Raw genomic sequence first — 23,285 nt, forward strand, 5'->3', positions numbered from 1 at the left:
GAAGCGGTGGCGATTCCCAAGGGTTGCTCCTCGTATATTGTTATTCCTAAGTATTATTAGAGTTATTTTTTATATTCCTACTTAATATTTGAATAGCTGTCTGCTTGGCTGTGACGCCGTTTACTACAGGAACCTTCATGTCCGATCCGAAACCCCTTTTGTTCGCGCTTTACGAGCAGGCCAGCGTTGGCTGTGGAGGCGCACCGAGTCTGTGGACGCATCCGGCTGATGAGCGCCTGGCCGCCAATACGTTCCAGTTCTGGGCAAACCAGGCGCGCATCGCCGATCAGGCCAACCTCGACATGCTGTTCTTCGCCGATGTGCTGGGCTTCTACGATGTGTTCGGCGGCAACGCTGCAGCCGCCGTGAAGTGGGCCGTGGAGGCGCCTGCCAACGACCCGCTGATGATCATTCCGGGCCTGGCTGCGATCACCCGCAACCTGGCGTTCGGCGCTACCGTATCGACGACCTACGAACACCCGTTCAGCCACGCCCGACGCTTCAGTACGCTCGACCACATGAGCAATGGCCGGATCGGCTGGAACATCGTGACCTCTTATCTTTCCAGCGCAGCGCGTAACTTCGGCCTGGAACAGATGATCAAGCATGACGACCGCTATGAACGGGCCGAAGAGTTCATGGACGTGGTCTACAAGCTTTGGGAAGGCAGCTGGGCGGATGACGCCGTGGTGGCGGACAAAGCGCGGCAGGTGTATGCCCGGGGTGAGGGCGTGAAACCGATCAACCACCGGGGCGAACGTTATCGGGTGGCCGGGCCGCACCTTAGCGCCCCGTCGCCACAACGAACACCGCTGCTGATACAGGCTGGCTGGTCCGGCAGGGGACGGGAGTTCGCGGCCAAGCATGCCGAACTGATCTTCATCGCCAAGTCGAACCCTCACGAAATCCGCCAGGGCCTGGAGGAAATCTGGCGCATGGCCGAAGCACGTGGGCGCGCACGGGCTGATGTGCAGTCGCTGACCGTGCTGCGGATCGTCACGGCAAAGACCGAGATCGAGGCGCAGCGCAAGTACGAGGCGTTGCAGAGCCACTATCACCTGGAGGCCCAGCTGGTCAGCTACGCCGGCGATACCGGTATCGACTTGAGCCGTTATGCCGACAGCGATGCCTTGGCGACCCATACCGAAGGCCTCACTTCCTACATGATGCGCCCCGATGGCAGCGGCAAGCCGTTGACGGCAGGTGATGTCCGCCAGCGCTTCGCCAACGTCACCCGGGGCACGGACCTGATCCTGGTGGGTACGCCGGCGCAGGTGGCCGATCGCATTGAAGAACATGCGCGCATTTCCGGGACCAGTGGCTACATGCTCAACCCGCTGACCAGCCCAGGTACGCTGGAGGATTTCGTCGAATGGGTAGTGCCAGAGCTACAGAAGCGAGGGCTCTACCGTACCCAGCCGCACAGCGGAACGTTGCGTTCCCGGTTGAGAGGCGACGGAGCCAGCCGTTTGCCCGCCACCGCGTATGGCGCGTCGTTCCGCCAGGTAGACGCTGACTGAGGCAGTAGTTGCCGGCCCGGCGGGGGGCTTTGCCCGCCGAAAGGGCTTCATGGGGCTCGACGGCGGGTGCACAATGGCGCCCCGGCCCTCAGGACACGAGCCCGTATGAAAACCCCCGGTGGCGTGCTGCTCAGTGGCGTCGCGCTCGACCGCGACAGCCAGGTCCCGCTGTACCGCCAGCTCTACCTGCAACTGCGCAAGCAGATCCTCGCTGGCCGCCTGGCCGGTGGCACACGCCTGCCGTCCACCCGCACGTTGTGCAAGGAGCTGGGGCTGTCGCGGATTACCCTGCTCAACGCCTTCGACCTGCTCACCGCCGAAGGCTTCCTGGCCGCGCGCACCGGGGCGGGGACCTATGTGGGCAATGACTGGCAGGGCCGGGTCGCCCAGGCCGATGCCCCCGGCAAACCGCCACGCCTGTCGAGCCTGAGCCAGGCCGTGCATTCGCTGCGCAGCGAGCACTTCAGCGGTATTTCCTACAGCGGTTGGGATGCCCAGCGCCCGGTGTCCCTGCTGCCCAGCCATCCGGCCTACGATGCCTTTCCAATGCCGGTGTGGAAGCGCCTGATGAACCGCCACCTGCGCAAGCCAGACAAGGCGCAACTGGCCTACGGCGAGCTCAAGGGCCTGCAGCGCCTGCGCGAAGCGATCGCCGAGTACGTGTTCGATGCCCGTGGCATCGAGTGCAGCCCGGAGCAGGTGGTGATCACGTCCGGTGCCCAGCAGGCCTTCAACCTGCTCGGCATGCTGTTGCTCAACCCGGGTGACCGGGTCTGGATGGAGGACCCTGGGCACATCGCCGCGCGTATTGCGTTCCAGGCACTGGGTTGCCAGTTGGTGCCGTTGCGCATCGACGAGCAAGGGCTCGATGTACAGCAAGGGGTTCACGAGTGCCCGGACGCGCGGCTGGCGTTCACCACGCCCTCGCGGCAGCATCCGCTGGGCACCACCATGAGCTACCCACGGCGCCAGGAGCTGATCGACTGGGCCGCGCGCAGCCAGGGCTGGATCATCGAGGACGACTGCGACAGCGAATTTCGCTATAGGGGCCGGCCACTGCCAGCGCTGTATGCGATGGACCCGGGGCAACGGGTGATCTACGTCGGCACCTTCAGCAAAGTGCTCTACCCCTCGTTGCGCCTGGGCTATGTGATCCTGCCGGAGGCGCTGCTCGAACCGTTCTGTGCGATCCGCGCCGTGATGGACCGCAGCCCCTCCACGTTGCACCAGGCAACCACTGCCGACTTCATGCTCGAGGGCCATTTCCTTGGCCACATCCGCCACATGCGCGCCCTCTACCAAGAGCGCCAGGCCAGCCTGCTGGAGGCGCTGCAGCGCGAGCTGTCGGGGTTGCTGTCGGTGGCGCCGGTCGAGGCGGGACTGCACCTGATCGGCTGGCTGCCTGAGACGGTGGACGACGATGCCCTGGCGCGCGGGCTCGGCAACCATCAGATCTACACCTATGCACTGAGCGACTACTGCCTGCAGCGCTACCTGCCGCCGGGGCTGCTGCTGGGTTTTGCCGCCACGCCGGCCGAGCAGGCCGCACGGCGGGCGAGTGAGCTGGCCAACGCCCTGGCTGCATTGGGCATACGCGGCTGAACAGCGCGGCAAAATGGCTATAAGAACAAAAAATTAATGGCTCTATGGATGAGGCCACTTCAGAGCGATAAAAGCAGCGCCGGGCTTCCCGGCCTCGCTCTGAGGACAATGACAATAATGAATGCCATCCAAACCCGATTCGCTGGCCTGATGGGCCACAACGTGCCGGGCGACTGTGCGCCCATGCTGCTCACCGCCGACCTTGCCCGCCGCTTGCTGTCACGCCTGGACAGTCTGCGGCTGTTCGCTCACGGCTACCCGCTGCTGACCAACCTCAGCCACGGACGGGTCTGCCCCGAAGACCTGCTCGAATTTGCCTACCGGCATGCCCTCGATGGCCTTTCGCTGCACCTGCTCGACGGTGAGCACAACAGCCTGTCGCGCATGCCGGCCGAGCGCCTGGCGGCATTCGCCGCAAAAGCCAGGGCCTTGGGGCTGGACGTGCACCTGGAGATCAGCAGCACGCTGCCCGAAGACGTCGACCAGGCGGTGGCCGTGGCACGCGCCATCGGCAGCCGCAACATCCGCGTCTACTCGCGTTACGAGGGCAGCCTGTCGCGGGTGATGGGCATGATCGAAGACGACCTGCACCGCCTGGCACGCCTGGCCGATGAGCACGACCTCAACTTCGACTTCGAGCAGCACGAGGAACTCAAGAGCGACGAGATCGCCGCCTTGCTGCGCCGGGTAGGGCACCCGCGGCTCAACGCCCTGTTCGACTTCGGCAACATGATCAATGCCTGCGAGCAGCCCTTGCCGGCGCTGGCCAACCTGGCGCCGTTCATTCGCCAGGTGCACCTCAAAGGTGTGCGCGTAGTGCCTGAAGCGAACGGCTTCGGGCACTACGGCGTGCTGCAGGGCAGCGCCGAAGACCAGCTCCCCAGCCCGCGCATGTTGCTGGAACTGCTGTTGCTGGGTGAGCCCGCGCCGCAGGTGGTGGCGTTCATTCTTGAGCAGGAAAACCACTACAACGCCCCGGCGTTCCGCCAGCTGGGCGAGGGCGCCGATCCCTTCATCGCCTACCGCGAAATGAGCGAGACCCCATTGCCACCGGGCTACAGCCTGGAGCAGATGCTGGCTGACGAGCACCGCTGGGCCAATGACCAGGTGCGTTACGTGCGTGAGCTGCTGGCCGAGATCCGTCTGCTGGCGGAACTGACCCTGGCCTGACCCCTTAACCCGGATACCGTGGAGAATAAAAATGACAGCATCGGTCAAAGCCAAGTGGCTGCGCTTCCTGATCCTCGTCCTGGGCGGCGGGACCATCTACAAACTGTCCAACCTCAAGGACGCCTTCTATATCCCCATGCAGGAGCACATGGGGCTGAGCCACACCCAGATCGGCACGCTGCTGAGCGTCAACGCCATCGTCGCCACCGCGCTGTTCGTGCTGGGCGGCTTTCTGGCCGACCGTTTCGAGACGCGCAAGCTCATCCCCCTGGGGCTGGTCGGCATCGGTGGCCTGGGCCTGTACCTGGCAAGCTTCCCAGGCTACGACCAGTTGTTGATCATCTTCGGCCTGCTGGCGGTGTGTGCCGACTGCATCTTCTGGCCATCCTTGCTCAAGGCTATTCGCAACCTGGGCGATGACCAGGAACAAAGCCGCCTGTTCGGCCTGCTCGAAGGCGGGCGCGGCGCAGTGGACACACTGGTGGCGTTTTCCGCGCTTGGCGTGTTCGTTGCCCTGGGCTCCGGTGCGGCCGGGCTCAAGGCGGCCATCGCGTTCTATGCGCTGATCGACATCGGCGTTGGCCTGCTGGCGTTGTTCCTGCTCAAGGACACCCGCCAGGCCAGCGCGCCCCGCGAACCCATCGGCCTGGCCGGGCTGCTGGAGGCGGTGCGCATGCCAGGGATCTGGCTGGTCAGCCTCAACGTGTTCATGGTCTACATCGTGTATTGCGGCCTGACCTACTTCATCCCCTTCCTGAAGGACATGTACCACCTGCCGGTGGCCCTGGTGGGCGCCTACGGGATCATCAACCAGTACTTCCTCAAGGTCCTGGGTGGCCCGGCAGGCGGCTACATCGCCGACAAGCAGTTGAAGAGCTCCAGCCGTTACCTGAAGTGGGCGTTCGTTGCCTTGCTCCCGCTGATGCTGGTCATCATTGGCATCCCCCGTGGCGAGAGTTACATCTACGCGGGCCTGGCGGCGACTCTGTCGTTTGCCTTGGTGGTGTTCACCATGCGTGGGGTGTTCTGGGCGCCGATGAGCGAAGTGGGCATTCCCTCGCGCATCACCGGCTCTGCGTTTGGCATCGGCTGCCTGATCGGTTATGCGCCTGGGATGTTCGCCTATGTGATCTACGGCGCACTGCTCGACCACTACCCGGGTGAGCAGGGCTACACCTACGTCTTCAGCCTGATGAGCCTGCTGGCGGTGGTGGGCGTGGGGGTGTCCAGCCTGTTGCAGCGTATGGTGAAGCGCCATCGCCAGGCAGTGGCGAGCGAAGCGCTCGCCTGACGCGATGGTGAGCGGTTGCGTGGCCCTGTGCGGCGCAACCCGCTCAGCCTTGAGCTGGCCCAAGGCAGGATCGTCGCCATCGGCAGCCACGCATAGCAGCATGGCAGATTGAGACTATAGTAACGTCTTAAAAGCCGGGTCAGTGGGTGCCATGTCTACGATCGATCTGTCGTCCTCGCAAAGTCTTCGCAAACGCGTGTTGTTGGCTGGGGCGCTGAATATCGGCTCCATCGTGGCCTCCCAGGTCATACGCCTGGGCGGCAACCTGATCATCACCCGCTTGCTGTTGCCAGAGATGTTCGGCCTCATGGCCATTGCCACCACGGTATCGGTGCTGCTGCTGTTGCTGTCCGATGTCGGCCTGCGGCAGAACATCATCCAGAGCCCCCGCGGCGACGAGCCGCTGTTCCTCAACACGATCTGGTCGCTGCAGATCATTCGCGGCCTTGGGCTGTTCGTGGTGATGCAACTGGTGGCGTTGGCCTCCTGGGTATCCCAGCACTTCGCAATGTGGCCGGCACATTCCACCTACGCCGCCCCGGAGTTGCCTGCGGTGCTGGCCGTCACTGGCTTTTTCGCGATCATCTTTGCCTTCCAGTCGACCAAGATCGATGTGGCCATCCGCACCTTCCAGCAGAAAAAGGTGGTGCTGGTCGAGCTGGTGTCGCAAATCGCCGGCCTGGTGGTGATGCTGGTGATCGGCTACCTCACGCGGTCCATCTGGGCGCTGGTGGCAGCGGGTCTGGTCTCGACCCTGGTCACCACGGTGCTCAGCCACCTGATCTTCCCGGGCCACAAAGACCGCCCGCAGTGGGATCCGGCCGCGCTGCGCGAGATCGTCAACTACGGCCGCTGGGTGTTCCTGTCGTCTGCGGTCGGCGTGCTGGCCATGCAGGGTGACCGGATCTGGTTCGGCGGCAGCATGACGGTGGCGCAGCTGGGGGTGTATTCGATTGCGGTGGGCATTCTGGCGGCCTTCCAGCTCAGCCTGCAGCGGCTGGCCGGGGCAGTGGCCTTGCCGGCCTTCAGCGAGGCGGCCAGGACCGGTGACATGGACCGCCTGCGCCACCTGTATTTCCGTTTCAGGCTGATCTTCGATGTGCTGACCCTGTTCACCTGCGGTTTCCTGTTCACCGCCAGCCCGCTGATCATCCACTGGCTTTATGACGCCCGGTATCAGGAGGCCGGGCAGATGATGGCGATCCTGTCGTTGTCGCTGTTCACCTTGCGCTATGGCCTGACGCAACAGATATGGATGGCCCTCGGGCTGACCAAGTACATGGCCATGGACAACATCATTCGGGTGGTGGCGCTGTTCACCCTGATGCCGTTACTGCTGGCCATCGGCGGGGTGACCTATGCACTGTGGGGCGTGGCCTTGCATACCTTCTTCACGCTGTTCCTGATCTTCAAGGTCAGCCATCAGCTGGGCATGCTGAGCATCAAGCGGGAGCTGGTGGTGCTACCAGTCATGTTGTTTGGCGCCCTGTGTGGCCAGTTCATCAGCCATCTGTTCGCCTTCTGATCGGCTGCGCCAAGGACCTGAACGATGAATGTGATCGACTTCTTTGATCGGACCCGAATCATCAACATCCCGTCCAGAACGGACCGCCGCGAAGAAACCGAGGCCGAATTCGCCCGCAACGGCTTCCACATCGATGACGAAAAGATCGGCTTCTTCCCTGCTGTGACGCCCACCGATCAACAGGGCTTCCCCAGCATCGGCGCCCGGGGCTGCTTCATGAGCCATCTGCAGATACTGGAAGAAGCCGTGCGCCTGAATGTCGACAACATCCTCATCATGGAAGACGACATCCAGTTTTCCCGGCGCATAGGCCCGTTTGGCAAAAAGGCCATCGAATCCCTGCAAGGCATGGACTGGGACATCGCCTACCTCGGCCATTCCTGTGAAGGCAATTCCGATAACCCCGGCTGGGCACCGGTCGATCGTCCCATCCACCTGTCGCACTTCTATGCGGTGAACGGCAAGAGCGTGGGCAAGCTGCGTGACTTTCTTGCGCAGATCCTGCAGCGCCCGCCCGGGCACCCGGACGGTGGGCCGATGCACTATGACGCGGCCCTCAATACGCTGATCCACACCGACAAGAACATCCAGGCCTACTACTTCACCTGGAACCTGGGTTACCAGAGGCCTTCGCGCACCGACCTGCATGCCCTGTCGGTATTTGACCGGCTGGCGCTGCTGCGGCCGGTGATGGCCTTTTACCGGCGCTTGAAGGCAGAAAAACTCAGGCGAACCCGCTAGCCGGCGTCACCTGCCTGTCATGCGAAGTTGATAGTGTTCGGGTCCCTTTTCGTGGCACAAGGTGTGCGACACGGTGTATCCCGGCACGACCCGCAAGCCGTTCATGCTCCGCTCCAGCGACATGCGCAGCGACGAATTCGCCGCCTTGTTCACCCAGCTTTACGGCAACCTGTATGCCGACATGCCGCCGCTGGGCGATGGCATTGCCATCGGTGGCGTCTATGGCCGCTTCGACGGCATGAGCGTGCGACGCATGCATTATCAGGGCGATTTCACCCTCGTCCTGCCAGCGCCGCAGGATCACCTTTGTGCTGCCCACTGCGGGCAGGATCATTTTCGACCACCGCGGCGAGTCGATCGGCGGTGCTCAGGTCGGCCTGGCGGTGGACAAGCTCGACATCCGCTCGGTGCGCATCAGCGACGGGCATGCTCAGTGCGGCATGTCGATCCGCCGTGGCGCGTTCGCCGAACGGCTGTCGACCCTGCTCGAACAACCCTTGCCTGCGCCGATTCGCTTTGCGCCACAGGTTGACCTGGGCAATTGCGCACTGCCTGGCATCCGGGCCTTGCTCGAACTGGCAACCGGCACCGAGTTCGATCAACTCATCAGCACGGGCCTGCTGATGCCTGTGCGCTTGCAGGAGATGCTGGTCGACGCGCTGCTGGAAACCTGGCCACACAACTACAGCGAGGCGTTGCGCAGCCCGGTGCCGGCCATTGCGCCGCGGCACGTGAAACTGGCCATGGCCTACCTGCGCGAACACCCGGCCAGGCAGGTTAGTGGTAGCGAGCTGGCGGGGTTGGCCAATGTCAGCCTGCGTGCGTTGCAGGAAGGCTTCCGGCGTTTTGCCGGCACGTCGATCGTCAGCTATCAGCGGCAGGTGCGGCTGGAGCAGGCGCGAGCGGTGCTGGCGCGCGGGGAGGGCGGGTCGGTGGCGGAGGTTGCCTTGCGCCATGGTTTCAGCAATCCCGGGCGGTTTGCCCAGTACTTCAAGCAGGCTTTCGGGATCAACCCCGCCGATCTGCGGCGCCGCTAGTCGGGGCCGCCCAGCGGCCCCCATGATCTTCAGAACGCGTAGCTGGCCTTGAGGCTGCCACTGACCCCATGGCTGTCACCCCCACCCATGGCTGCCACCTCGGCCCCGACACTCAGCGCCCCAAGGTTGGCCACCAGGTTGACGCCGCCCGTGAACTGGTCGCGATTGTCGAAGGCCGCCCGCTGCGCGATATCAAGCCCCAGCAAATGGCCTTCGCTGTCGACCTGATGGTCGCCCAGCACATGCTCGTAACCCACCTCGACGCCTGGCACCAGCTGCCAGCTGCCCATGGCGACTGGCGCGAACGAGGCCTTGAGGTTGGCCACGGCGGTGCGCCGGGTTTCTTTCAGGTCATCGACCTGCAGGGCCAGTTCGCTGCCTTTTTCGGTGAAACCCTCCACGTCAACGCGACTGACCCGCAGCCCCAGGCTCGGCTCCAGCACCAGGGCGGCGGTGGGCAGGCGATAGCCCAGTGTCAGGCTGCCGCCAGCCAGTGTGCCGTGGCTGTCGCCCTTCGCCGTGCCCAGGCCGCCACCGAGCTCACGCTTGCTGGAATAGTCGAGCCAGCCGGCGCTGGCATCGGCGTCGATGAACAGGCCACGTTCCAGGCCATTGGGTGCAAAGCGCGCCCCCAGGCTGAGGAAGGTCAGGTCGGTGTCCGCCTCGCCACCGGCCCCGCCGACATTGCCATTGCTGTAGCCGAAACCGGCATGGGCGCTCAGCTGCTCGGAGAAGCGCTGGGTCAGCCCGACCATCAGCCCCTGGCTGTGCTCGTTGCTGCTGGCCGCGCGGGAGGAACCGTCGGTGCCCAGGTAGCCGGCCAGCGCGGTGCTCCACAGGCGCGACTGGCCGACCTTGAGGTCGCTGCCATCGGCAAACGGCGCGGCCGCACGGTCGATCATCGCCCCCTGGCGCAGCAGGAAGCTGGCGGCGTCGGCATGCACCTGGCCCCCCACGGTCGACTCGACGCCCCCCAGCGTGCCGGCGTCGATGGCCGACTGCAGGTAGTCGTTGTAGGCGCTGTAGGTGCCCGACAACGGGCTGTCCTGCAGCTGCCGCAGCAGCTGTGCACCGGCAGCGGCGTTGCCCAGCAGGCCGGCTTCGCCTGGCAGCGTGCCGTAGCGCACCATCTTGCCGCGCAGCACATAGAGGGTTTCTTGCGACAGCCCAAGGCCTGCCTTGAGGTAATTGTCCATGCTCCCGTACTCGGCGGTGACCTCATCCAGCCCGGCCTGCAGATAGCTGGCTTCGACGCCGAGCAGCGGGGCGTAGATGGCGGCCATGCTCGCCGGCATGGCCGCCAGCGTCGCGGCCACGCGCGTGGCGGTGTAGTCGTTGGTGGCCAGGTAGTTGTTCATGATGGTCGCCTCGTCGACCCCGGCAATGCTCAGCAGCACGGCTGCGGTCCAGCCGGTGCGGTCCTTGCCGGCGGTGCAGTGGAACAGCGCGGCACCGTCGGCGTTGGCCAGTTCGTTGAACAGTACGCTGAACTGCCCGCGCATGCCGGCATCGCTGACGAAGGCGCGGTTGGTATCCTGCATCATCGCCCGCGCCTGGGCTGCGCTGGTGAACGAGATGTTGGTGATGTTCGAGCCCGAGGTGGTGCTGCCGATGATGTCGATGTTGGTGTAGCTGGCGCCTGTTGGCAGGGTGTCGGGCGTGCTGGCGATTTCGCTGGGGGTGCGCAGGTCGTAGACATTGCTGATGCCCAGGCCGTTGAGGATTGCGAGGTCGGCCGCCGTAGGGGTCAGGGCGTTGGAGCGGTAGAACACCCCGCTGCGCATCACGCCATCGTGGCGGGTGGTATAGGCGCTGGTGGTGCCGGCGATATCGCGGAAATTGTCGATGCCGGCCAGGCGCGGCGTGTCGAGTGAGTCGGCGGCATGGGCCGCGGTAACGGCCAGGGTGAGCAGGGACACGGAGCAGAACAGACGTTGCAACACGGCAGTAGCCTCGATCAGGTGCGTTGGGCTGGCTACTGTCGGCGGGCAACATGAAACTGAATGTTACAAGTAGCCGCGCAGCGTCAATGGCTGCGCGTTCTGTCCGTTGTGTGCGTTTTCTGGCTACGCCGCCCCCAAGAGGCTGGTGCATACCGCGTGGCTCTCCAGGATCCGGGCGTAATCCAGTGCCAGGTTGCTCAACGACAGTGCATGCACATCCTCGGCAGGCCAGAGCCGGCCTTGCCAGTCTTGCTGGTCGAAGGTGAAGCAGGCGTCTGCCACGACCACGACATCGAAACCGAGATTGCCTGCCGAGCGCGCCGTGGATTCCACCGAGTTGTTGGTGATCACGCCGGCAATCACCAGTTCGCCGATGCCGCGAACGTGCAGCCAGCGCTCCAGGCCCGAGTTGGCAAAGGCGTCCGGTACATGCTTGTCGAACACCGTTTCGCTCGCCAGCGGCGTAAACGCCGGCTGGAACTCACAGCCCGCCTGGCCCGGCCAGAATACCGAGTCGGGTGAGCGGGACACATGCCGCACATGCACGATGGGCCGCCCGCCCAGGCGCCATGCCGCGAGCAGTTCGCCCATGCGCAATTCGGCCTCGGGGTTGTTGCGCCGGCCCAGGCGTGGGTGATGGATACCGACCTGCAGGTCGATCAGCAACAATGCGGCATTGGCGGCGATGGCAGTCATGCGAAGCTCCTTGTCTGCGAGCATCTGACCGTAGCACAGGCGACAAGCCGAGGGGCGAGCGGGTCATCTGATCCGCTTTTTTTCCTCGAACCTGAATCTGTAACCGTATCAGCCTGAGGCGCACAATGCTGTTCGTCCCTGCTATCACACTGAAGAGGTTCCGATGGGCAAGCTCGCGCTGTTTCTGGGTGGCTTTCTGCTGTTGACCGTTCTGATCGGCTTGCTGGGCACCATTCCGCCAAGCTGATTCTTCTCACCCCTTCCGGCCCGTCTGCCTCGTTGGACGGGCCAGACCGCTGCCAGATCCTGGCCGTCCTCGCCCGGCTGTACCGCTGGTACGTTGTCTCGGCGATCACTGTGCGATAAGTCCTTAATTGTCCGGGGAAATCTGTCCACAAAAAACGTGGGTAGGTCTGTGGATAAAGTTCTGCAAGCCAGGTGATTTGCGGGCTCTGTTAAATTGAGCAGAAATTGAGCAGCCGCTACCTGGCGCGTTCAGAGGCGGCTGAGCCGGCCTGGCGCAAGGCCAGCAGCAACTCACGCACGCGGGCAGGCAGCTCGCCAGAGGGGTACACCGCGTGCATCTGCGGGTCCTGGCCGGTGCTTGAGGTCAGCCGGTAGTCCGCGCATACCCGCACCAGGCGTCCGGCCTTCACCTGTGCTTCTGCCACCCAGTCTGCCAGGCGTGCGATGCCGGCCCCGGCCAAGGTGCTGTGGTACACCGCGTCGCCAGAGCCCAGGCGCAAGCGCGGATGAGGGCGCAGGCTGGTGATCTGGCCGTCACGGCAGAAATGCCACGCTTTGAGGATGCGCGGCGCGGTGTGCAGGATCAGGGCATGCTTGTCCAGCTGCTCGGGCCGTTCCGGCATGCCGGCGCGGGCGACGTAGGCCGGGCTGGCATACAAGTGGCGGTGATAGCGCCACAGTGGGTACCCAATCAGTTCGCTCGACTGCGCAAAGGCGCCGCGGACCACGAAATCGAACTTGCCGTGCAACGGGTCGAAGGCGGCATCGCCGTATTGCACGTCGAGGGTCACTTGCGGATGGCGCTGGCTGAAACTGGCCAGCACACCAGGCAATACGTGCTCGCCGAGCAGTTGCGGCGCGGCAAAGCGCACCCAGCCTTGCGCAGTACCCGTGAGCGCAGCCAGTTCATCGGCCGCGTCGCGTTGCACATCCAGCAAGCGCTCGGCATGGGGCAGCAGGCGTTCACCGGCTTCGGTGAGTGTAACCGCGTTGGCGTTGCGTTTGAGCAGCTTGCACCCGCTGCTGTCTTCCAGGGTTTGCACCGCGCGGGTTACCGCGCTGGGCGAACGGCCCAGCGCACGGGCGGCGGAGACGAAGCTGCGCTTGTGCGCAACACTGACGAACGCCTGGATTTCGCGCAGCATGTTCAATGCCATGAAGTGCTCCTGATTGCAGTTTTCGCAATGCGGCATTTCAACACAAGCGCGCTGGATTGATTAGCCTTGCGGTCTGTTTTCACTGCCAGGGCCGCACCATGATGGATATCGCCGTACTTTCTCTGTTCGCTTTCGCTGCCGGCCTGATCGATGCCGCCGTCGGTGGCGGTGGGCTGATTCAGATCCCGGCGCTGTTCAACGTGCTGCCCACGGCACAGCCGGCGGCGCTGCTGGGCAGCAACAAGCTGGCCTCGGTGTGCGGCACGGCCTTTGCGGCTCGTTCATTCATTCGCAAGGTGACCCTCGACTGGGGATTGATCGTGCCGGCGGCGCTCAGTGCCTTTGTGATGGCGTTTGCCGGAGCGGCCACGGTGTCGCGGGTACCGCCGAGCGTGATGCGCCCGGCGGTGCTGGTGCTGATTGTGCTGATGGCGATCTACACCTTTTGCAAGAAGGACTTTGGCACCTTGCACAAGCCGGCCAGGATCGGCCGCCGGGAGCAGTGCCTGGCGGTGCTGATCGGCGGTGCGATCGGCTTCTATGACGGCTTGTTCGGCCCGGGCACCGGCAGCTTCCTGATCTTCCTGTTCATCCGCTTCTTTGCCCTCGACTTCCTGCATGCCTCGGCCTCGGCGAAAGTGGTCAATATCGCCACCAACCTGGCAGCGCTGGTGTTCTTCGTGCCGTCGGGCAATGTGCTTTACGCCATCGCCCTGCCGATGGCTGCGTGCAATATCCTCGGTGCTCTGACCGGGACCTGGCTGGCGGTGCGCAAGGGCGCGGGCTTTGTGCGCGGGCTGTTCCTGATCCTGCTGTGCGTACTGATCGCCAAGCTGTCCTGGGACCTGCTGAGCTGACTCAGATGACCTGGCGCTGCACCTCGGCCTGCTCGACGCGGTTGCGGCCATGCGCCTTGGCCCGGTACAGCGCCTGATCGGCGCGCGCCAGCAGGTCGTCCAGGCTCGGCGCGCTTTGGTCCGCGGCGCAGCCAGCCAGGCCAATGCTGACGGTGATCTGCAGGCGCGTATCGCCCTGGGCGGCATGCAGGTCCTGCACGGCGCGGCGCAGACGCTCGGCGGTGAACGTGGCCTGTTCCGGTGGCAGCCCCGGCAGTACCACCACGAACTCTTCACCGCCCAGGCGAGCCAGCAGCGCTTGGTCGTGCAACTGCTCCTGCAGGGTACTGGCGAACTGGCGCAGGACCTGGTCACCGACTGCATGACCATGGCAATCGTTGATCGACTTGAAATGGTCGATGTCGAGCATCATCAAGGTCAGCGGCAGCCCATGCTGCTGACGGCTGTCGAGCAGGGCATTGGCGCGCCGGGTAAAGGCACTGCGGCTGAGCAGGCCGGTGAGGTGGTCGATGGTGGCCTGATGCGCCAGGCGCGCCAGCAGGCTGCGATTGGCCTGGCTGACGCAGGCGACGACCAGTGGGCCGAGGACCAGCATGGCGATCCCCAGGCGCGCCGACATCAGCGTGGTGACTCCGGGTTCGCTCTGCGGCACGCTGAAGTGCATGAGGTTCTGCGCCACCGCCACGATCAGCGTGCTGCCAGCGGTAAGCGCCAGCAACGAAACCAGAAAAGGCGAGTACGTCCAGGCACACCACAGCAGCGCGGCAATCGGAAAGGCGATGGCGCCAGGGCCGCCGAAGGCGATGCTCAAGGCCAGCGAGGCCAGCAGCACCAACAAGGGCGCCAGGCGGATGGCCTGGGCGCCGCTGCGCATCAGTACACGGGTCGATGGGGCGGTGAGCAGCACCGGCAGCATCAGCACACTGGTCGAGAACTGTTCGCTGAACCAGGCCAGCCAGGTGGCCTGCAACGACTTTTCGAACCACGGTGTAGCCATGACGCAGGCCATGCTGGCCGCCACCACGGCACCCGCTGCGCAGGCTCCGAACACACTGAGCACGCCATGCGGGGTACGCATCCGTTTGTGCAGGCGGGGCAAGCGCGAAAGCAACCACCACACCGTCACCACCACGCCGAGGTTGCACAGGTTGAACCACAGGGCGGGAGCCCAGGCACTGCCACATGCCAGGTCGGCGGCGACCATGGCCAGCCACACCAGGCCAAAGCCCACCCAGCTGGCCTGGCGCGGGTAACGCAAGAGCACCCCGGCCAGCACCGCATTGACCGGCCAGAACAGCGACAACGATTCGATCGGCCGGGCCAGGATCCCGCCGAGGGTCAGGGCGAAGGTCAGGGCGAACAGGGCAAGGTAGGGCAACAAGCGCGATTGTGCTGGAAAAACCATAGGCTCGACCGACAAGCGGAAACGAAATCCAGGACAACGGCTATAAGCACCTGGGGCATTGGCGTGTCAGTGTGTTGGCACCGGGTGCTTGATGTCAATCTGCCGTGTTCGTGCAAGTTGATGTCAAATAGCCTCCAATCCTCGCCATATTGCCTAGAGACCGAAGAACCAGGGCACCATCAGCACCGTGACCAGCATCACCAGTACGGTGAAAGGCACACCAATTTTGACGAAGTCGGCAAAGCGGTACTGGCCCGGGCCGAGCACCAGGGTGTTGACGGGTGAAGACACCGGCGTCATGAACGCTGCCGATGCTGCCAGGGCGACGGTCATGGCGAACGGGTAGGGCGACAGGCCCAGCTGCGTGGCCGTGCTGATCGCCACCGGGGCCATCAGCACGGCGGTGGCGGTGTTGGAGATGAACAGGCCGATAATGGCCGTGACCATGAACAGGCAGGCCAGCATGGCCAGCGGCCCGGCACCGCCCAGCAGGCTGACCAGGCCACCGACGGCCAGGTCGATGCCGCCGGTTTTCTGCAGCGCCTGGGCGAACGGCAGCATGCCGACGATCAACACCAGGCTCTGCCAGTGAATGGCCCGGTAGGCGCTGTTCATGTCGATGCAGCGCCCGGCGCCCATCAGCAGGCAGCCGATCAGCGCGGCGATGACATTGGGTACTGCGCCGCTGACCATCAACCCGACCATCACCGCCAGGCTGAGCAGGGCATGCGGTGCTCGGGCGCGGGCTGGCGCTACCTGATCGATTTCGGCCGGCAGGCTCAACACCAGAAAGTCCTTTGGCTGGCTCTGCAGCTGGCGCACGGCTTTCCATGGGCCGACCACCAGCAGCGTATCGCCAAGGCGCAGCTTCTCTTCCACCAGTTGTTCTTCAATGGCCGCCTGCTCGCGGCGCAGGCCAACCACGTTGAGGTCATAGCGGGTGCGGAAGGCCAGCTCCAGTATGCTCTTGCCGATCAGCTGCGAGCCCGGCGGCAGCGACACCTCCGCCATGCCCAGGTCCTGGGACTGGTCGATGAAATAGGCGGCCTTGAAATGCAGCGGTTCCAGGTGCATGGTCTGGCACAGGGTGCGCAGGTTGTCGCGGTTGGCGAACAGGTCGAGCAGCAGCACATCGCCTTGCTGCAGGACGGTGCCTGAGTCGGCGGCGATCACCCGGGTGGTGAACTTGTGCTGGCGTTCGATGCCGATGACGTTGGCGCCATGCCTGGTGCGCAGTTCCAGCTCGCCCAGGGTATGGCCGATCAGTGGCGATTTGGCTCGGATGCGCAGGCGCCGTTCGCGGCCGTTGAGCTTGTAGTCGAGCACCAGGTCCAGCAGCGTGCGGCGGCTTTCCACGCGGCCGTCCTTGCGCGTTTCGCCATTGAGCCAGTTGCGGGTCAGCAGCATGTAGCCGATGCCCAGCAACAGCACCACCAGGCCGAACGGGGTGAAGCTGAAAAAGCTGAAGCCGGGCGCGCCATGGCGTACCAGTTCGCTGTGCACCACCACGTTGGGGGGCGTGGCCACCAGGCTGAGCATGCCGCTGATCAGGCCGGCGAAGCTCAGCGGCATCATCAACCGGCTGGGCGACAGTTTCAGGCGTGCGGCAATGCTGAGCACCACCGGGATGAAGATGGCCACCACGCCGGTCGAACTCATCACCGAGCCCAGCCCGGCCACCGAGACCATCAGCAAGACCAGCAGCCGTGCCTCGCTGTTACCGGCCTTTGCGCTCATCCATTCACCGATGCGGTAGGCGATGCCGGTGCGTACCAGCCCTTCGCCGATCACGAACAGGGCGGCGATCAGCACCACGTTGGGGTCGCTGAAACCGGCCAGGGCCTGTTCCACGGTGAGGATGCCCGACAGTGGCAGGGCGAGGATCACCAGCAGGGCGACCACGTCCATGCGCGGGCGGTTGATGACGAAGAGGATGACGACGACAGCCAGCAGGCCGAGTACCCAGAGCAATTCCTGGTTCATGGGGCGAGGGTGTTCCTTCACTCAAGGGGTCACGAAAGACAGTAGCAGTCAGTGTGGCAGCTTGCGGTGAAGGTGGTGTTGATGTGCTGCAGGGTTTGCAGCCATAGGCAAATGAAAAGGGCCGCACGATGCGGCCCTTTTGCTTGACGTCACTCAGTGGTGACGATGATGGCGGTGCTTGCTGCTGCCACCGTTGTCGCCCATGTGGTTGCCCAAGGCGCCACCGGCCGCGCCGCCCAGACCTGCACCGATGGTAGAGCCGGTCCTGCCACCTACTGCGCCGCCCAGCAGCGAGCCGCCGGCCGAGCCCAGGCCACCGCCAATGGCGGCTTCGGTACGGTTGCCTTTCTTCGCCGCTACTGCACTACCGGCGGCACCGCCGAGACCGGCGCCGATGGCTGCGCCAGTGCGGCCGCCCATCTGCTGGCCGACAACGTTGCCCAGGACGCCACCCAGGCCACCACCGATGGCGGCAGTACCGTCACCGGCGAAAGCGCCCTGGCACAGCAGCAGGCCAAGGGCGAGGGAAGGTAGAGTCAGACGCATGATTGGAACCTCAGAGGAATCATCAGGTTAAGGTGCCGCACGGTTGGGCGGCGGGTCAGGGTAGGGAAGACGCTTCAGCGATCGTAACGGTCACTACGCCATTGGCGGTCGTCGTCATCGTCGCGATCGTGCCGGTGGTGGTGACGGTGGCCGCGGTCATCATCGCGCCAGCCGCCGTCATCACGGTAGTGGTGGTGATAGCAGCCCGACAACAGCAGGAAAGCGGCGATCAGTGAAAAGCTTGCAAAGCGGGTCATCTCGATATAGGTCCTTGATCCGCATAGGTTTACGGGACACTAACTGAGACTGGGATCGATCCATTTGGTTTCCTTGACCCGCAAGATTTTGCTGCGCGAGCGATGAATGGCGCTCAGGAGGCAGGGTGGATGGCAAGCACTACGCCATTAGTGGTCTGAACCAGCACATAGTGATCCCCCATGCGCACCCAGTGGCTTTCCTTTTCCGGTGCGGGCAGGCCCTTGGCTTTCCAGTCGCTCAGGGCCGCGTCGTCGCGTTTGTATTGGTCGGGCGCCTTGTCGCCGACCTTGAGTTCGCGGTTGTGGGTTTCCGGTGCCTTGATGCTTTCCTCGGCCGAAGGGGCAGCCAGGGTCATCATCGGCAGGCTGGCCAGCAGTAGTGCAGGCAGAAGGTGGTTGGCTTTCATGGCAGTCTCCTTGAGGGGGGTATGTACCAGATGGACAGCGGCCCGCTTGGGACAATTCATTTGCGGTGCTAGAGTCGCTTTCTTTTTTGCCCCGAGGATGGAACATGCGAGCAATTCTGCCGATGGCTGCGGCGCTGGTGTTGGTCGGTTGCGCGAGCGCGACCATGGATGCGGCACGCGCTGGCAAGCCGACAGCCCAGCTCGACTCGCGCAAGGCGCCGGAGCTGGTGGCGCAGTGCATCCAGTTCAGCTGGCAGAAAGAGGATGTGTTCGGCGACGACGCCAGTGGCTACCTTGAGCCGCGCAAGCAGGGCGGGTTGACGGTTTATACCCGCGAGGCGGAGTCGTTCGTGGATGTGTACCCGCAGGCGGGCGGGACGCGGGTGGATTACTACGCGCAGAAGAATGACGGTGTGGCCCTGCAGCGCCGGGCGGCGGCGGCGACCTGTTTGTAAGATTTGAGTCTTGCAGTGGTGCAAATATCGAGCGCCGCCCGTGCGGCGCTCGATATCCGAGCCAATACATCTCGAGCGTCAGGACAAGAACCCACCGTCGACATTCAGCGCGGTACCGGTGGTGTAGCTGGAAGCATCGCTGGCCAGGTACAGCACGGCACCGGCCATTTCCTTGGGGTCGGCCACGCGCTTGAGCGGGATCTGCTGCAGCGCGGCATTGAGGATGGCGTCGTTCTTCACCAGGGCCGAAGCGAACTTGGTGTCGGTCAGGCCCGGCAGCAGGGCGTTGCAGCGAATGCCGAACTGCGCGCACTCCTTGGCGAACACTTTGGTCATGTTGATCACCGCCGCCTTGGTCACCGAATAGATGCCCTGGAACAGGCCCGGCGAAACGCCGTTGATCGACGCGACGTTGATGATGCTGCCACCACCGTTTTCACGCATCAGCTTGCCAGCTTCCACCGACATGAAGAAGTAGCCGCGGATATTCACGTCGACGGTCTTCTGGAAGGCACTCGGGTCGGTGTCGAGCACGTTGCAGAATTGTGGGTTGGTGGCTGCATTGTTGACCAGGATATCCAGGCGCCCGAACTGTTCACGGATGCCGGCGAACACCTGCTGGATCTGCTCCAGTTCACCAATATGGCAGGCCACCGGCGTGGCCTTGCCACCCGCTGCAATAATGGCCTGCGCGACCTGTTGGCAACCCTCCAGCTTGCGGCTGGAGACGATCACGTGGGCGCCTTGCTGGGCCAGCAGATGGGCAATGGCCTCGCCGATGCCACGGCTGGCACCGGAGACGAAGGCAATCTTGCCGTCGAGGTCGAACAGTTGGGTCTTGGACATGCTGTTTTCCTTGTTGTCTGGCATCAGAGCGTGGACTTGCCGATGACCTGCAGGCTCATCTGCTCCAGCAGCCGGTTCATGTGAATGAACTGGGCGAAGCGTTTGTCCTGGGTCTGGCCGTGGTAGTAGCGGTAGTAGATCTGCTGGACGATGCCGGCCAGGCGGAACAGGCCGTAGCAATAGTAGTAATCGAAGTTGTCCAGGTGGATGCCGGCGCGCTCGGCGTAGTAGTCGACGAACTGGCGGCGCGTGAGCATGCCTGGGGCATTGCTTGGCTGGCGGCGCATCAGTTGCACCGGCGCCGGGTCGCTGGCCTCGATCCAGTAGGCCAGGCTGTTGCCCAGGTCCATCAAGGGGTCACCGAGGGTGGCCATCTCCCAGTCCAGCACCCCGATGATGCGCATGGGGTTGTCGGCGTCGAGGATGACGTTGTCGAAGCGGTAGTCGTTGTGCACGATGCCTGGGCGCGGGTGGTCGGCGGGCATCTTCTCGTGCAGCCAGGCGATCACGTTCCCCCAGCGTGGCGCATCGGGTGTCAGGGCTTTCTCGTAGCGGCTGGTCCAGCCCTCGATCTGGCGCTGCACGTATCCTTCCGGCTTGCCCAGGTCGGCCAGGCCACAAGCGTGGTAATCCACTTGATGCAACTCGACCAGGCGGTCGATGAAACTTTTGCACAGGGCCTCGGTGCGGCCGGCGTCCAGGCCCAGCTCGGCGGGGATGTCCGAGCGCAGGATCACGCCCTTGACCCGTTCCATCACGTAGAACTCACCCCCGATCAGCGACTCGTCGGTGCAATGGACGTAGGCCTTTGGGCAATACGGGAATCCGCTGTTGAGCTGGTTGAGGATGCGGAACTCGCGGCCCATGTCATGGGCCGACTTGGCCTTGTGACCGAAGGGCGGGCGGCGCAACACGAATTCACGGCCCGGGTAGCTGACCAGGTAGGTGAGGTTGGACGCGCCCCCCGGGAACTGGCTGATGCTCGGCAGGCCTTCGAGGCCGGCGATGTGGCCCTTCAGATAAGGATCGATGACGGCCGCGTCGAGTTCTTCGCCGGGGCGTACCTGGGTGGACTGGTCGGTGAGCGTCATGCGATTTCCTTATTATCTGGTGCAAGGACTATTGGCTAATCTAATGGCCTGGCGGCAGTGGGACAAGCGTGCCAGGGGCCATATAGGCGAGGGTGTTGCCGGTCGATCACTGCACCGAATGCCAGGCAAAAAAAAACCGAAGCCGGCCAGGCTTCGGTTCTTTGATTCTGCGTTGTGCCCGGCACTCAGGAAGGGAACAGCTCGCTGAGCTTCATCGACAGCATCATGTCGCCTTCGACGCGCAGCTTGCCGCCCATGAAGGCCTGCATGCCGTCGGTTTCACCGCTGACGATGCCTTTCAGGGTTTCGCTGTCCAGCACCAGGGTGCAGTTGGCATCCGGGTTTTCACCTTCCTGGATGTCGCAGGTGCCATCTTTGACGATCAGCGCGTATTGCTTGTTTTCGTCGGTGATATTGAAGCCGAACACCAGGTCCAGGCCTTCAGCAGCCGCTGGGTTGAATTTTGCTTTCATCGCTTCGACGGCTTTAGCTACATCGCTCATGGTGTTTTCCTTGTTAAGTGATATTCGCGTCCGTAAGGACACAACGGGCCGGGCTCAACGGTAGGTGATGAGCTCCGGGGCCCTCAACAGCTGCACATGGGCTTGGCTGTTGAAGGAAGCCAGTGCCACGTCGCGGCCGCGGAATTTCAGCTGGCTGAGCGACGTGTTGATGATCTGCCAGTTCAGCGCAAAGGCCTGGCTGGGCGTGATTCGGGTAACCAGGTGAAGCAGGGCGGCGATGGTGCCCCCGGATGTGAACACGGCGATGTTTTCGCCACTGCCCGCAGTGCCCAGCAGACGCTGCAGGCCGGCCTCGACCCGTGCGGTGAAGGCCTGCCAGGTCTCCAGGCCGTCATCGGCATGCTCGCCCGCGTGCCAGCGCTGCACCATCAGCGCGAACAGGCGCTGGAACTCGCTGCGGTTCCGGGCACCGTTGCGCAGGATCTCCCGGGCATGCGGCTCCTCAGTCAACAGGCCAGGCAGCAGGGCACGAATCACCCCATCGGCGTCGAACTCATTGAACGCCGGGTCGGTCTCAATGGCCGGTACCGGGCAACCGCTGGCGTTCATCGCCTGCAGTGCGTGCCGGGCAGTGTCCTGCTGCCGGCGCAGGTCACCCGCCACGCAGCGGTCCAGGTGCAGGCCGAGCTGGGCGAGGTGTTCGCCCAGGGCTTGGCTCTGGCGCACACCGACAGGGGAGAGGACGTCGTAGTCGTCTGCACCGAAGGAAGCCTGGCCATGTCGGATCAGGTAGAGATTGCCCACTGCGGTATCCGGCGTTGAAGGTTGCTGCGAGGTTAGGATGCGCCAGACAGGCTGTCAACGAAAAAACATACAAGCGTTTGAAAAGGTTGTTTGAACTGTGTTGCCAGCGTTTACCTCGGCTGGCGAGGGCACGGGCGCAACGGTATGCTTGCAGCAGTTTCGCGCCGATCGGGCGCAGGTTCATAAGGAGTCAACGTGGAGTTTCTTGCCGAATACGCAAGCTTTCTCGCCAAAACCGCCACCCTGGTGATTGCCATCCTGGTGGTGTTGTCCGCCATCGCCGGTTTGCGCGGCAAGGGGCGGCGCAAGGCCGGTGGGCAGTTGCAGGTCACCCGCCTCAACGAATTCTATAAGGAGCTGCGCGAGCGCCTGGAAAGCGGCTTGCTCGACAAAGGCCAGCTCAAGGCCCTGCGCAAGCAACAGGCCAAGGCGGAAAAACAGCAGAAGAAGGGCAAGGCTGAGGAAAAGGGCCGGGTGTTCGTGCTCGACTTCGACGGTGACATCAAGGCCTCCGCCACCGAGAGCCTGCGCAACGAGATCACCGCTCTGCTGACCCTCGCCACCCCTCGCGATGAAGTGGTGCTGCGCCTGGAAAGCGGCGGCGGCCTGGTGCACAGCTATGGCCTGGCGGCCTCGCAACTGGCGCGCATCCGCCAGGCCGGCATCCCGCTCACCGTGTGCATCGACAAGGTCGCGGCCAGCGGCGGTTACATGATGGCGTGCATCGGCGACAAGATCATCAGCGCGCCCTTCGCCGTGCTGGGCTCGATCGGTGTGGTGGCGCAGTTGCCCAACGTCAACCGCCTGTTGAAGAAGCACGACATCGATTTCGAAGTGCTGACCGCCGGCGAGTACAAGCGTACCCTGACCGTGTTTGGCGAGAACACCGAGAAAGGCCGTGAGAAGTTCCAGGAAGACCTGGACATCACCCACCAGCTGTTCAAGGACTTCGTGGCCCGCTACCGCCCGCAGTTGCACATCGATGAGGTCGCCACCGGTGAAGTCTGGCTCGGCATTGCCGCATTGAACCGCAAGCTGGTCGATGCACTGCAGACCAGCGACGAGTACCTCAGTGAGCGCGCCCGCACGGCCAGCCTGTTCCACCTGCACTATGCCGAACGCAAGAGCCTGCAGGAGCGAATCGGCATGGCCGCCAGCGGCACGGTTGAGAACACCTTGGTAGGTTTGTGGAGTAAACTCGGGCGCTTGCGCTAACACCTTGAACCCGTTGAAATTTTTTTT

The 23,285-nt window shown here is 63.8% G+C and carries 21 protein-coding genes and 1 pseudogene; 10 read left to right on the forward strand and 12 right to left on the reverse strand.

Annotated features, from left to right (window positions below; genetic code table 11):
• The first annotated feature begins 137 nt into the window (after window positions 1–137).
• From HU738_RS13520 to HU738_RS13550, 7 genes and pseudogenes are all read left to right on the forward strand, one after another.
• Window positions 138–1,520, forward strand: coding sequence for an LLM class flavin-dependent oxidoreductase (locus HU738_RS13520; RefSeq protein WP_186603504.1), 1,383 nt, complete (start codon window positions 138–140; stop codon window positions 1,518–1,520).
• Between the two features lie 105 nt (window positions 1,521–1,625).
• Entirely contained in the window at window positions 1,626–3,122 is a 1,497-nt protein-coding gene (gene pdxR / locus HU738_RS13525) for a MocR-like pyridoxine biosynthesis transcription factor PdxR (RefSeq protein WP_186603503.1), read from the forward strand.
• A 114-nt stretch (window positions 3,123–3,236) separates the two neighbouring features.
• On the forward strand, window positions 3,237–4,292 hold the full coding sequence (locus HU738_RS13530; RefSeq protein WP_186603554.1) for a sugar phosphate isomerase/epimerase family protein: 1,056 nt from the start codon (window positions 3,237–3,239) through the stop codon (window positions 4,290–4,292).
• 31 nt (window positions 4,293–4,323) lie between these two features.
• A complete protein-coding gene (locus HU738_RS13535) occupies window positions 4,324–5,583 on the forward strand; it encodes an MFS transporter (protein WP_186603502.1) in 1,260 nt (419 codons plus the stop codon).
• A 151-nt stretch (window positions 5,584–5,734) separates the two neighbouring features.
• Window positions 5,735–7,108: an oligosaccharide flippase family protein gene (locus tag HU738_RS13540; protein ID WP_176508588.1), complete on the forward strand. Its 1,374-nt coding sequence runs from the start codon at window positions 5,735–5,737 to the stop codon at window positions 7,106–7,108.
• Between the two features lie 24 nt (window positions 7,109–7,132).
• Window positions 7,133–7,849, forward strand: coding sequence for a glycosyltransferase family 25 protein (locus tag HU738_RS13545; RefSeq protein ID WP_186603501.1), 717 nt, complete (start codon window positions 7,133–7,135; stop codon window positions 7,847–7,849).
• Window positions 7,850–7,970: 121 nt separating this feature from the next.
• Window positions 7,971–8,886 (forward strand): annotated as a pseudogene (locus HU738_RS13550) (AraC family transcriptional regulator).
• Window positions 8,887–8,915: 29 nt separating this feature from the next.
• Here the strand turns inward: HU738_RS13550 and HU738_RS13555 are convergent.
• From HU738_RS13555 to HU738_RS13565, 3 genes are all read right to left on the reverse strand, one after another.
• Window positions 8,916–10,829, reverse strand: a complete 1,914-nt coding sequence (locus tag HU738_RS13555; protein ID WP_186603500.1) for a tyrosine-protein phosphatase — start codon at window positions 10,827–10,829, stop codon at window positions 8,916–8,918.
• Window positions 10,830–10,952: 123 nt separating this feature from the next.
• A complete protein-coding gene (locus HU738_RS13560) occupies window positions 10,953–11,525 on the reverse strand; it encodes a cysteine hydrolase family protein (protein ID WP_176508584.1) in 573 nt (190 codons plus the stop codon).
• A 482-nt stretch (window positions 11,526–12,007) separates the two neighbouring features.
• Window positions 12,008–12,928: a LysR family transcriptional regulator gene (locus tag HU738_RS13565; RefSeq protein ID WP_186603499.1), complete on the reverse strand. Its 921-nt coding sequence runs from the start codon at window positions 12,926–12,928 to the stop codon at window positions 12,008–12,010.
• 98 nt (window positions 12,929–13,026) lie between these two features.
• Between HU738_RS13565 and HU738_RS13570 the strand changes: the two genes are divergently transcribed.
• Window positions 13,027–13,785, forward strand: coding sequence for a sulfite exporter TauE/SafE family protein (locus tag HU738_RS13570; RefSeq protein WP_186603498.1), 759 nt, complete (start codon window positions 13,027–13,029; stop codon window positions 13,783–13,785).
• 1 nt (window position 13,786) lies between these two features.
• Here HU738_RS13570 and HU738_RS13575 read toward each other — a convergent pair whose 3' ends face one another.
• The 5 genes from HU738_RS13575 to HU738_RS13595 form a co-directional block, all read right to left on the reverse strand.
• Window positions 13,787–15,205 carry a GGDEF domain-containing protein gene (locus tag HU738_RS13575; RefSeq protein WP_186603497.1) on the reverse strand — a complete coding sequence of 473 codons (1,419 nt, stop codon included), beginning with the start codon at window positions 15,203–15,205 and terminating at the stop codon, window positions 13,787–13,789.
• A 138-nt stretch (window positions 15,206–15,343) separates the two neighbouring features.
• A complete protein-coding gene (locus tag HU738_RS13580) occupies window positions 15,344–17,173 on the reverse strand; it encodes an SLC13 family permease (protein WP_186603496.1) in 1,830 nt (609 codons plus the stop codon).
• Between the two features lie 153 nt (window positions 17,174–17,326).
• Window positions 17,327–17,719 carry a glycine zipper domain-containing protein gene (locus HU738_RS13585; protein ID WP_176508579.1) on the reverse strand — a complete coding sequence of 131 codons (393 nt, stop codon included), beginning with the start codon at window positions 17,717–17,719 and terminating at the stop codon, window positions 17,327–17,329.
• Window positions 17,720–17,793: 74 nt separating this feature from the next.
• Window positions 17,794–17,976 (reverse strand): hypothetical protein, encoded by a 183-nt coding sequence (locus HU738_RS13590; RefSeq protein WP_186603495.1) that lies wholly within the window; start codon window positions 17,974–17,976, stop codon window positions 17,794–17,796.
• Window positions 17,977–18,089: 113 nt separating this feature from the next.
• On the reverse strand, window positions 18,090–18,383 hold the full coding sequence (locus HU738_RS13595) for an RcnB family protein (RefSeq protein ID WP_186603494.1): 294 nt from the start codon (window positions 18,381–18,383) through the stop codon (window positions 18,090–18,092).
• A 104-nt stretch (window positions 18,384–18,487) separates the two neighbouring features.
• Here HU738_RS13595 and HU738_RS13600 point away from each other — a divergent pair, with 104 nt between their 5' ends.
• Window positions 18,488–18,838 (forward strand): hypothetical protein, encoded by a 351-nt coding sequence (locus HU738_RS13600; protein WP_186603493.1) that lies wholly within the window; start codon window positions 18,488–18,490, stop codon window positions 18,836–18,838.
• A 78-nt stretch (window positions 18,839–18,916) separates the two neighbouring features.
• Here the strand turns inward: HU738_RS13600 and HU738_RS13605 are convergent, their stop codons facing one another.
• The 4 genes from HU738_RS13605 to HU738_RS13620 all read right to left on the reverse strand — a co-directional run bounded on the left by HU738_RS13605 (window position 18,917) and on the right by HU738_RS13620 (window position 22,043).
• Window positions 18,917–19,684 (reverse strand): SDR family oxidoreductase, encoded by a 768-nt coding sequence (locus tag HU738_RS13605; RefSeq protein ID WP_099815250.1) that lies wholly within the window; start codon window positions 19,682–19,684, stop codon window positions 18,917–18,919.
• Between the two features lie 23 nt (window positions 19,685–19,707).
• The gene (locus HU738_RS13610; protein ID WP_186603492.1) at window positions 19,708–20,775 is read right to left on the reverse strand and encodes a phosphotransferase family protein; all 1,068 of its coding nucleotides are present in this window, start codon (window positions 20,773–20,775) and stop codon (window positions 19,708–19,710) included.
• Between the two features lie 185 nt (window positions 20,776–20,960).
• Window positions 20,961–21,278 carry an SCP2 sterol-binding domain-containing protein gene (locus tag HU738_RS13615; RefSeq protein WP_054884931.1) on the reverse strand — a complete coding sequence of 106 codons (318 nt, stop codon included), beginning with the start codon at window positions 21,276–21,278 and terminating at the stop codon, window positions 20,961–20,963.
• A 54-nt stretch (window positions 21,279–21,332) separates the two neighbouring features.
• Window positions 21,333–22,043, reverse strand: a complete 711-nt coding sequence (locus HU738_RS13620; RefSeq protein ID WP_176508575.1) for a histidine phosphatase family protein — start codon at window positions 22,041–22,043, stop codon at window positions 21,333–21,335.
• 195 nt (window positions 22,044–22,238) lie between these two features.
• Between HU738_RS13620 and sohB the strand changes: the two genes are divergently transcribed.
• Window positions 22,239–23,258 (forward strand): protease SohB, encoded by a 1,020-nt coding sequence (gene sohB, locus HU738_RS13625; RefSeq protein WP_176508574.1) that lies wholly within the window; start codon window positions 22,239–22,241, stop codon window positions 23,256–23,258.
• The last annotated feature ends 27 nt before the right edge of the window (window positions 23,259–23,285 follow it).

The sequence above is a fragment of the Pseudomonas vlassakiae genome (assembly GCF_014269035.2).
Classification (GTDB): domain Bacteria; phylum Pseudomonadota; class Gammaproteobacteria; order Pseudomonadales; family Pseudomonadaceae; genus Aquipseudomonas; species Aquipseudomonas vlassakiae.

Bases quoted from the DNA above. Each gene is read 5' to 3' on its own strand.
- HU738_RS13520 (WP_186603504.1), top strand. From the start codon at position 138: ATGTCCGATCCGAAACCCCTTTTGTTCGCGCTTTACGAGCAGGCCAGC.
- pdxR (WP_186603503.1), top strand. From the start codon at position 1,626: ATGAAAACCCCCGGTGGCGTGCTGCTCAGTGGCGTCGCGCTCGACCGC.
- HU738_RS13535 (WP_186603502.1), top strand. From the start codon at position 4,324: ATGACAGCATCGGTCAAAGCCAAGTGGCTGCGCTTCCTGATCCTCGTC.
- HU738_RS13540 (WP_176508588.1), top strand. From the start codon at position 5,735: ATGTCTACGATCGATCTGTCGTCCTCGCAAAGTCTTCGCAAACGCGTG.
- HU738_RS13545 (WP_186603501.1), top strand. From the start codon at position 7,133: ATGAATGTGATCGACTTCTTTGATCGGACCCGAATCATCAACATCCCG.
- HU738_RS13560 (WP_176508584.1), bottom strand. From the start codon at position 11,525: ATGACTGCCATCGCCGCCAATGCCGCATTGTTGCTGATCGACCTGCAG.
- HU738_RS13565 (WP_186603499.1), bottom strand. From the start codon at position 12,928: ATGGCATTGAACATGCTGCGCGAAATCCAGGCGTTCGTCAGTGTTGCG.
- HU738_RS13570 (WP_186603498.1), top strand. From the start codon at position 13,027: ATGATGGATATCGCCGTACTTTCTCTGTTCGCTTTCGCTGCCGGCCTG.
- HU738_RS13580 (WP_186603496.1), bottom strand. From the start codon at position 17,173: ATGAACCAGGAATTGCTCTGGGTACTCGGCCTGCTGGCTGTCGTCGTC.
- HU738_RS13585 (WP_176508579.1), bottom strand. From the start codon at position 17,719: ATGCGTCTGACTCTACCTTCCCTCGCCCTTGGCCTGCTGCTGTGCCAG.
- HU738_RS13590 (WP_186603495.1), bottom strand. From the start codon at position 17,976: ATGACCCGCTTTGCAAGCTTTTCACTGATCGCCGCTTTCCTGCTGTTG.
- HU738_RS13595 (WP_186603494.1), bottom strand. From the start codon at position 18,383: ATGAAAGCCAACCACCTTCTGCCTGCACTACTGCTGGCCAGCCTGCCG.
- HU738_RS13600 (WP_186603493.1), top strand. From the start codon at position 18,488: ATGCGAGCAATTCTGCCGATGGCTGCGGCGCTGGTGTTGGTCGGTTGC.
- HU738_RS13605 (WP_099815250.1), bottom strand. From the start codon at position 19,684: ATGTCCAAGACCCAACTGTTCGACCTCGACGGCAAGATTGCCTTCGTC.
- HU738_RS13610 (WP_186603492.1), bottom strand. From the start codon at position 20,775: ATGACGCTCACCGACCAGTCCACCCAGGTACGCCCCGGCGAAGAACTC.
- HU738_RS13615 (WP_054884931.1), bottom strand. From the start codon at position 21,278: ATGAGCGATGTAGCTAAAGCCGTCGAAGCGATGAAAGCAAAATTCAAC.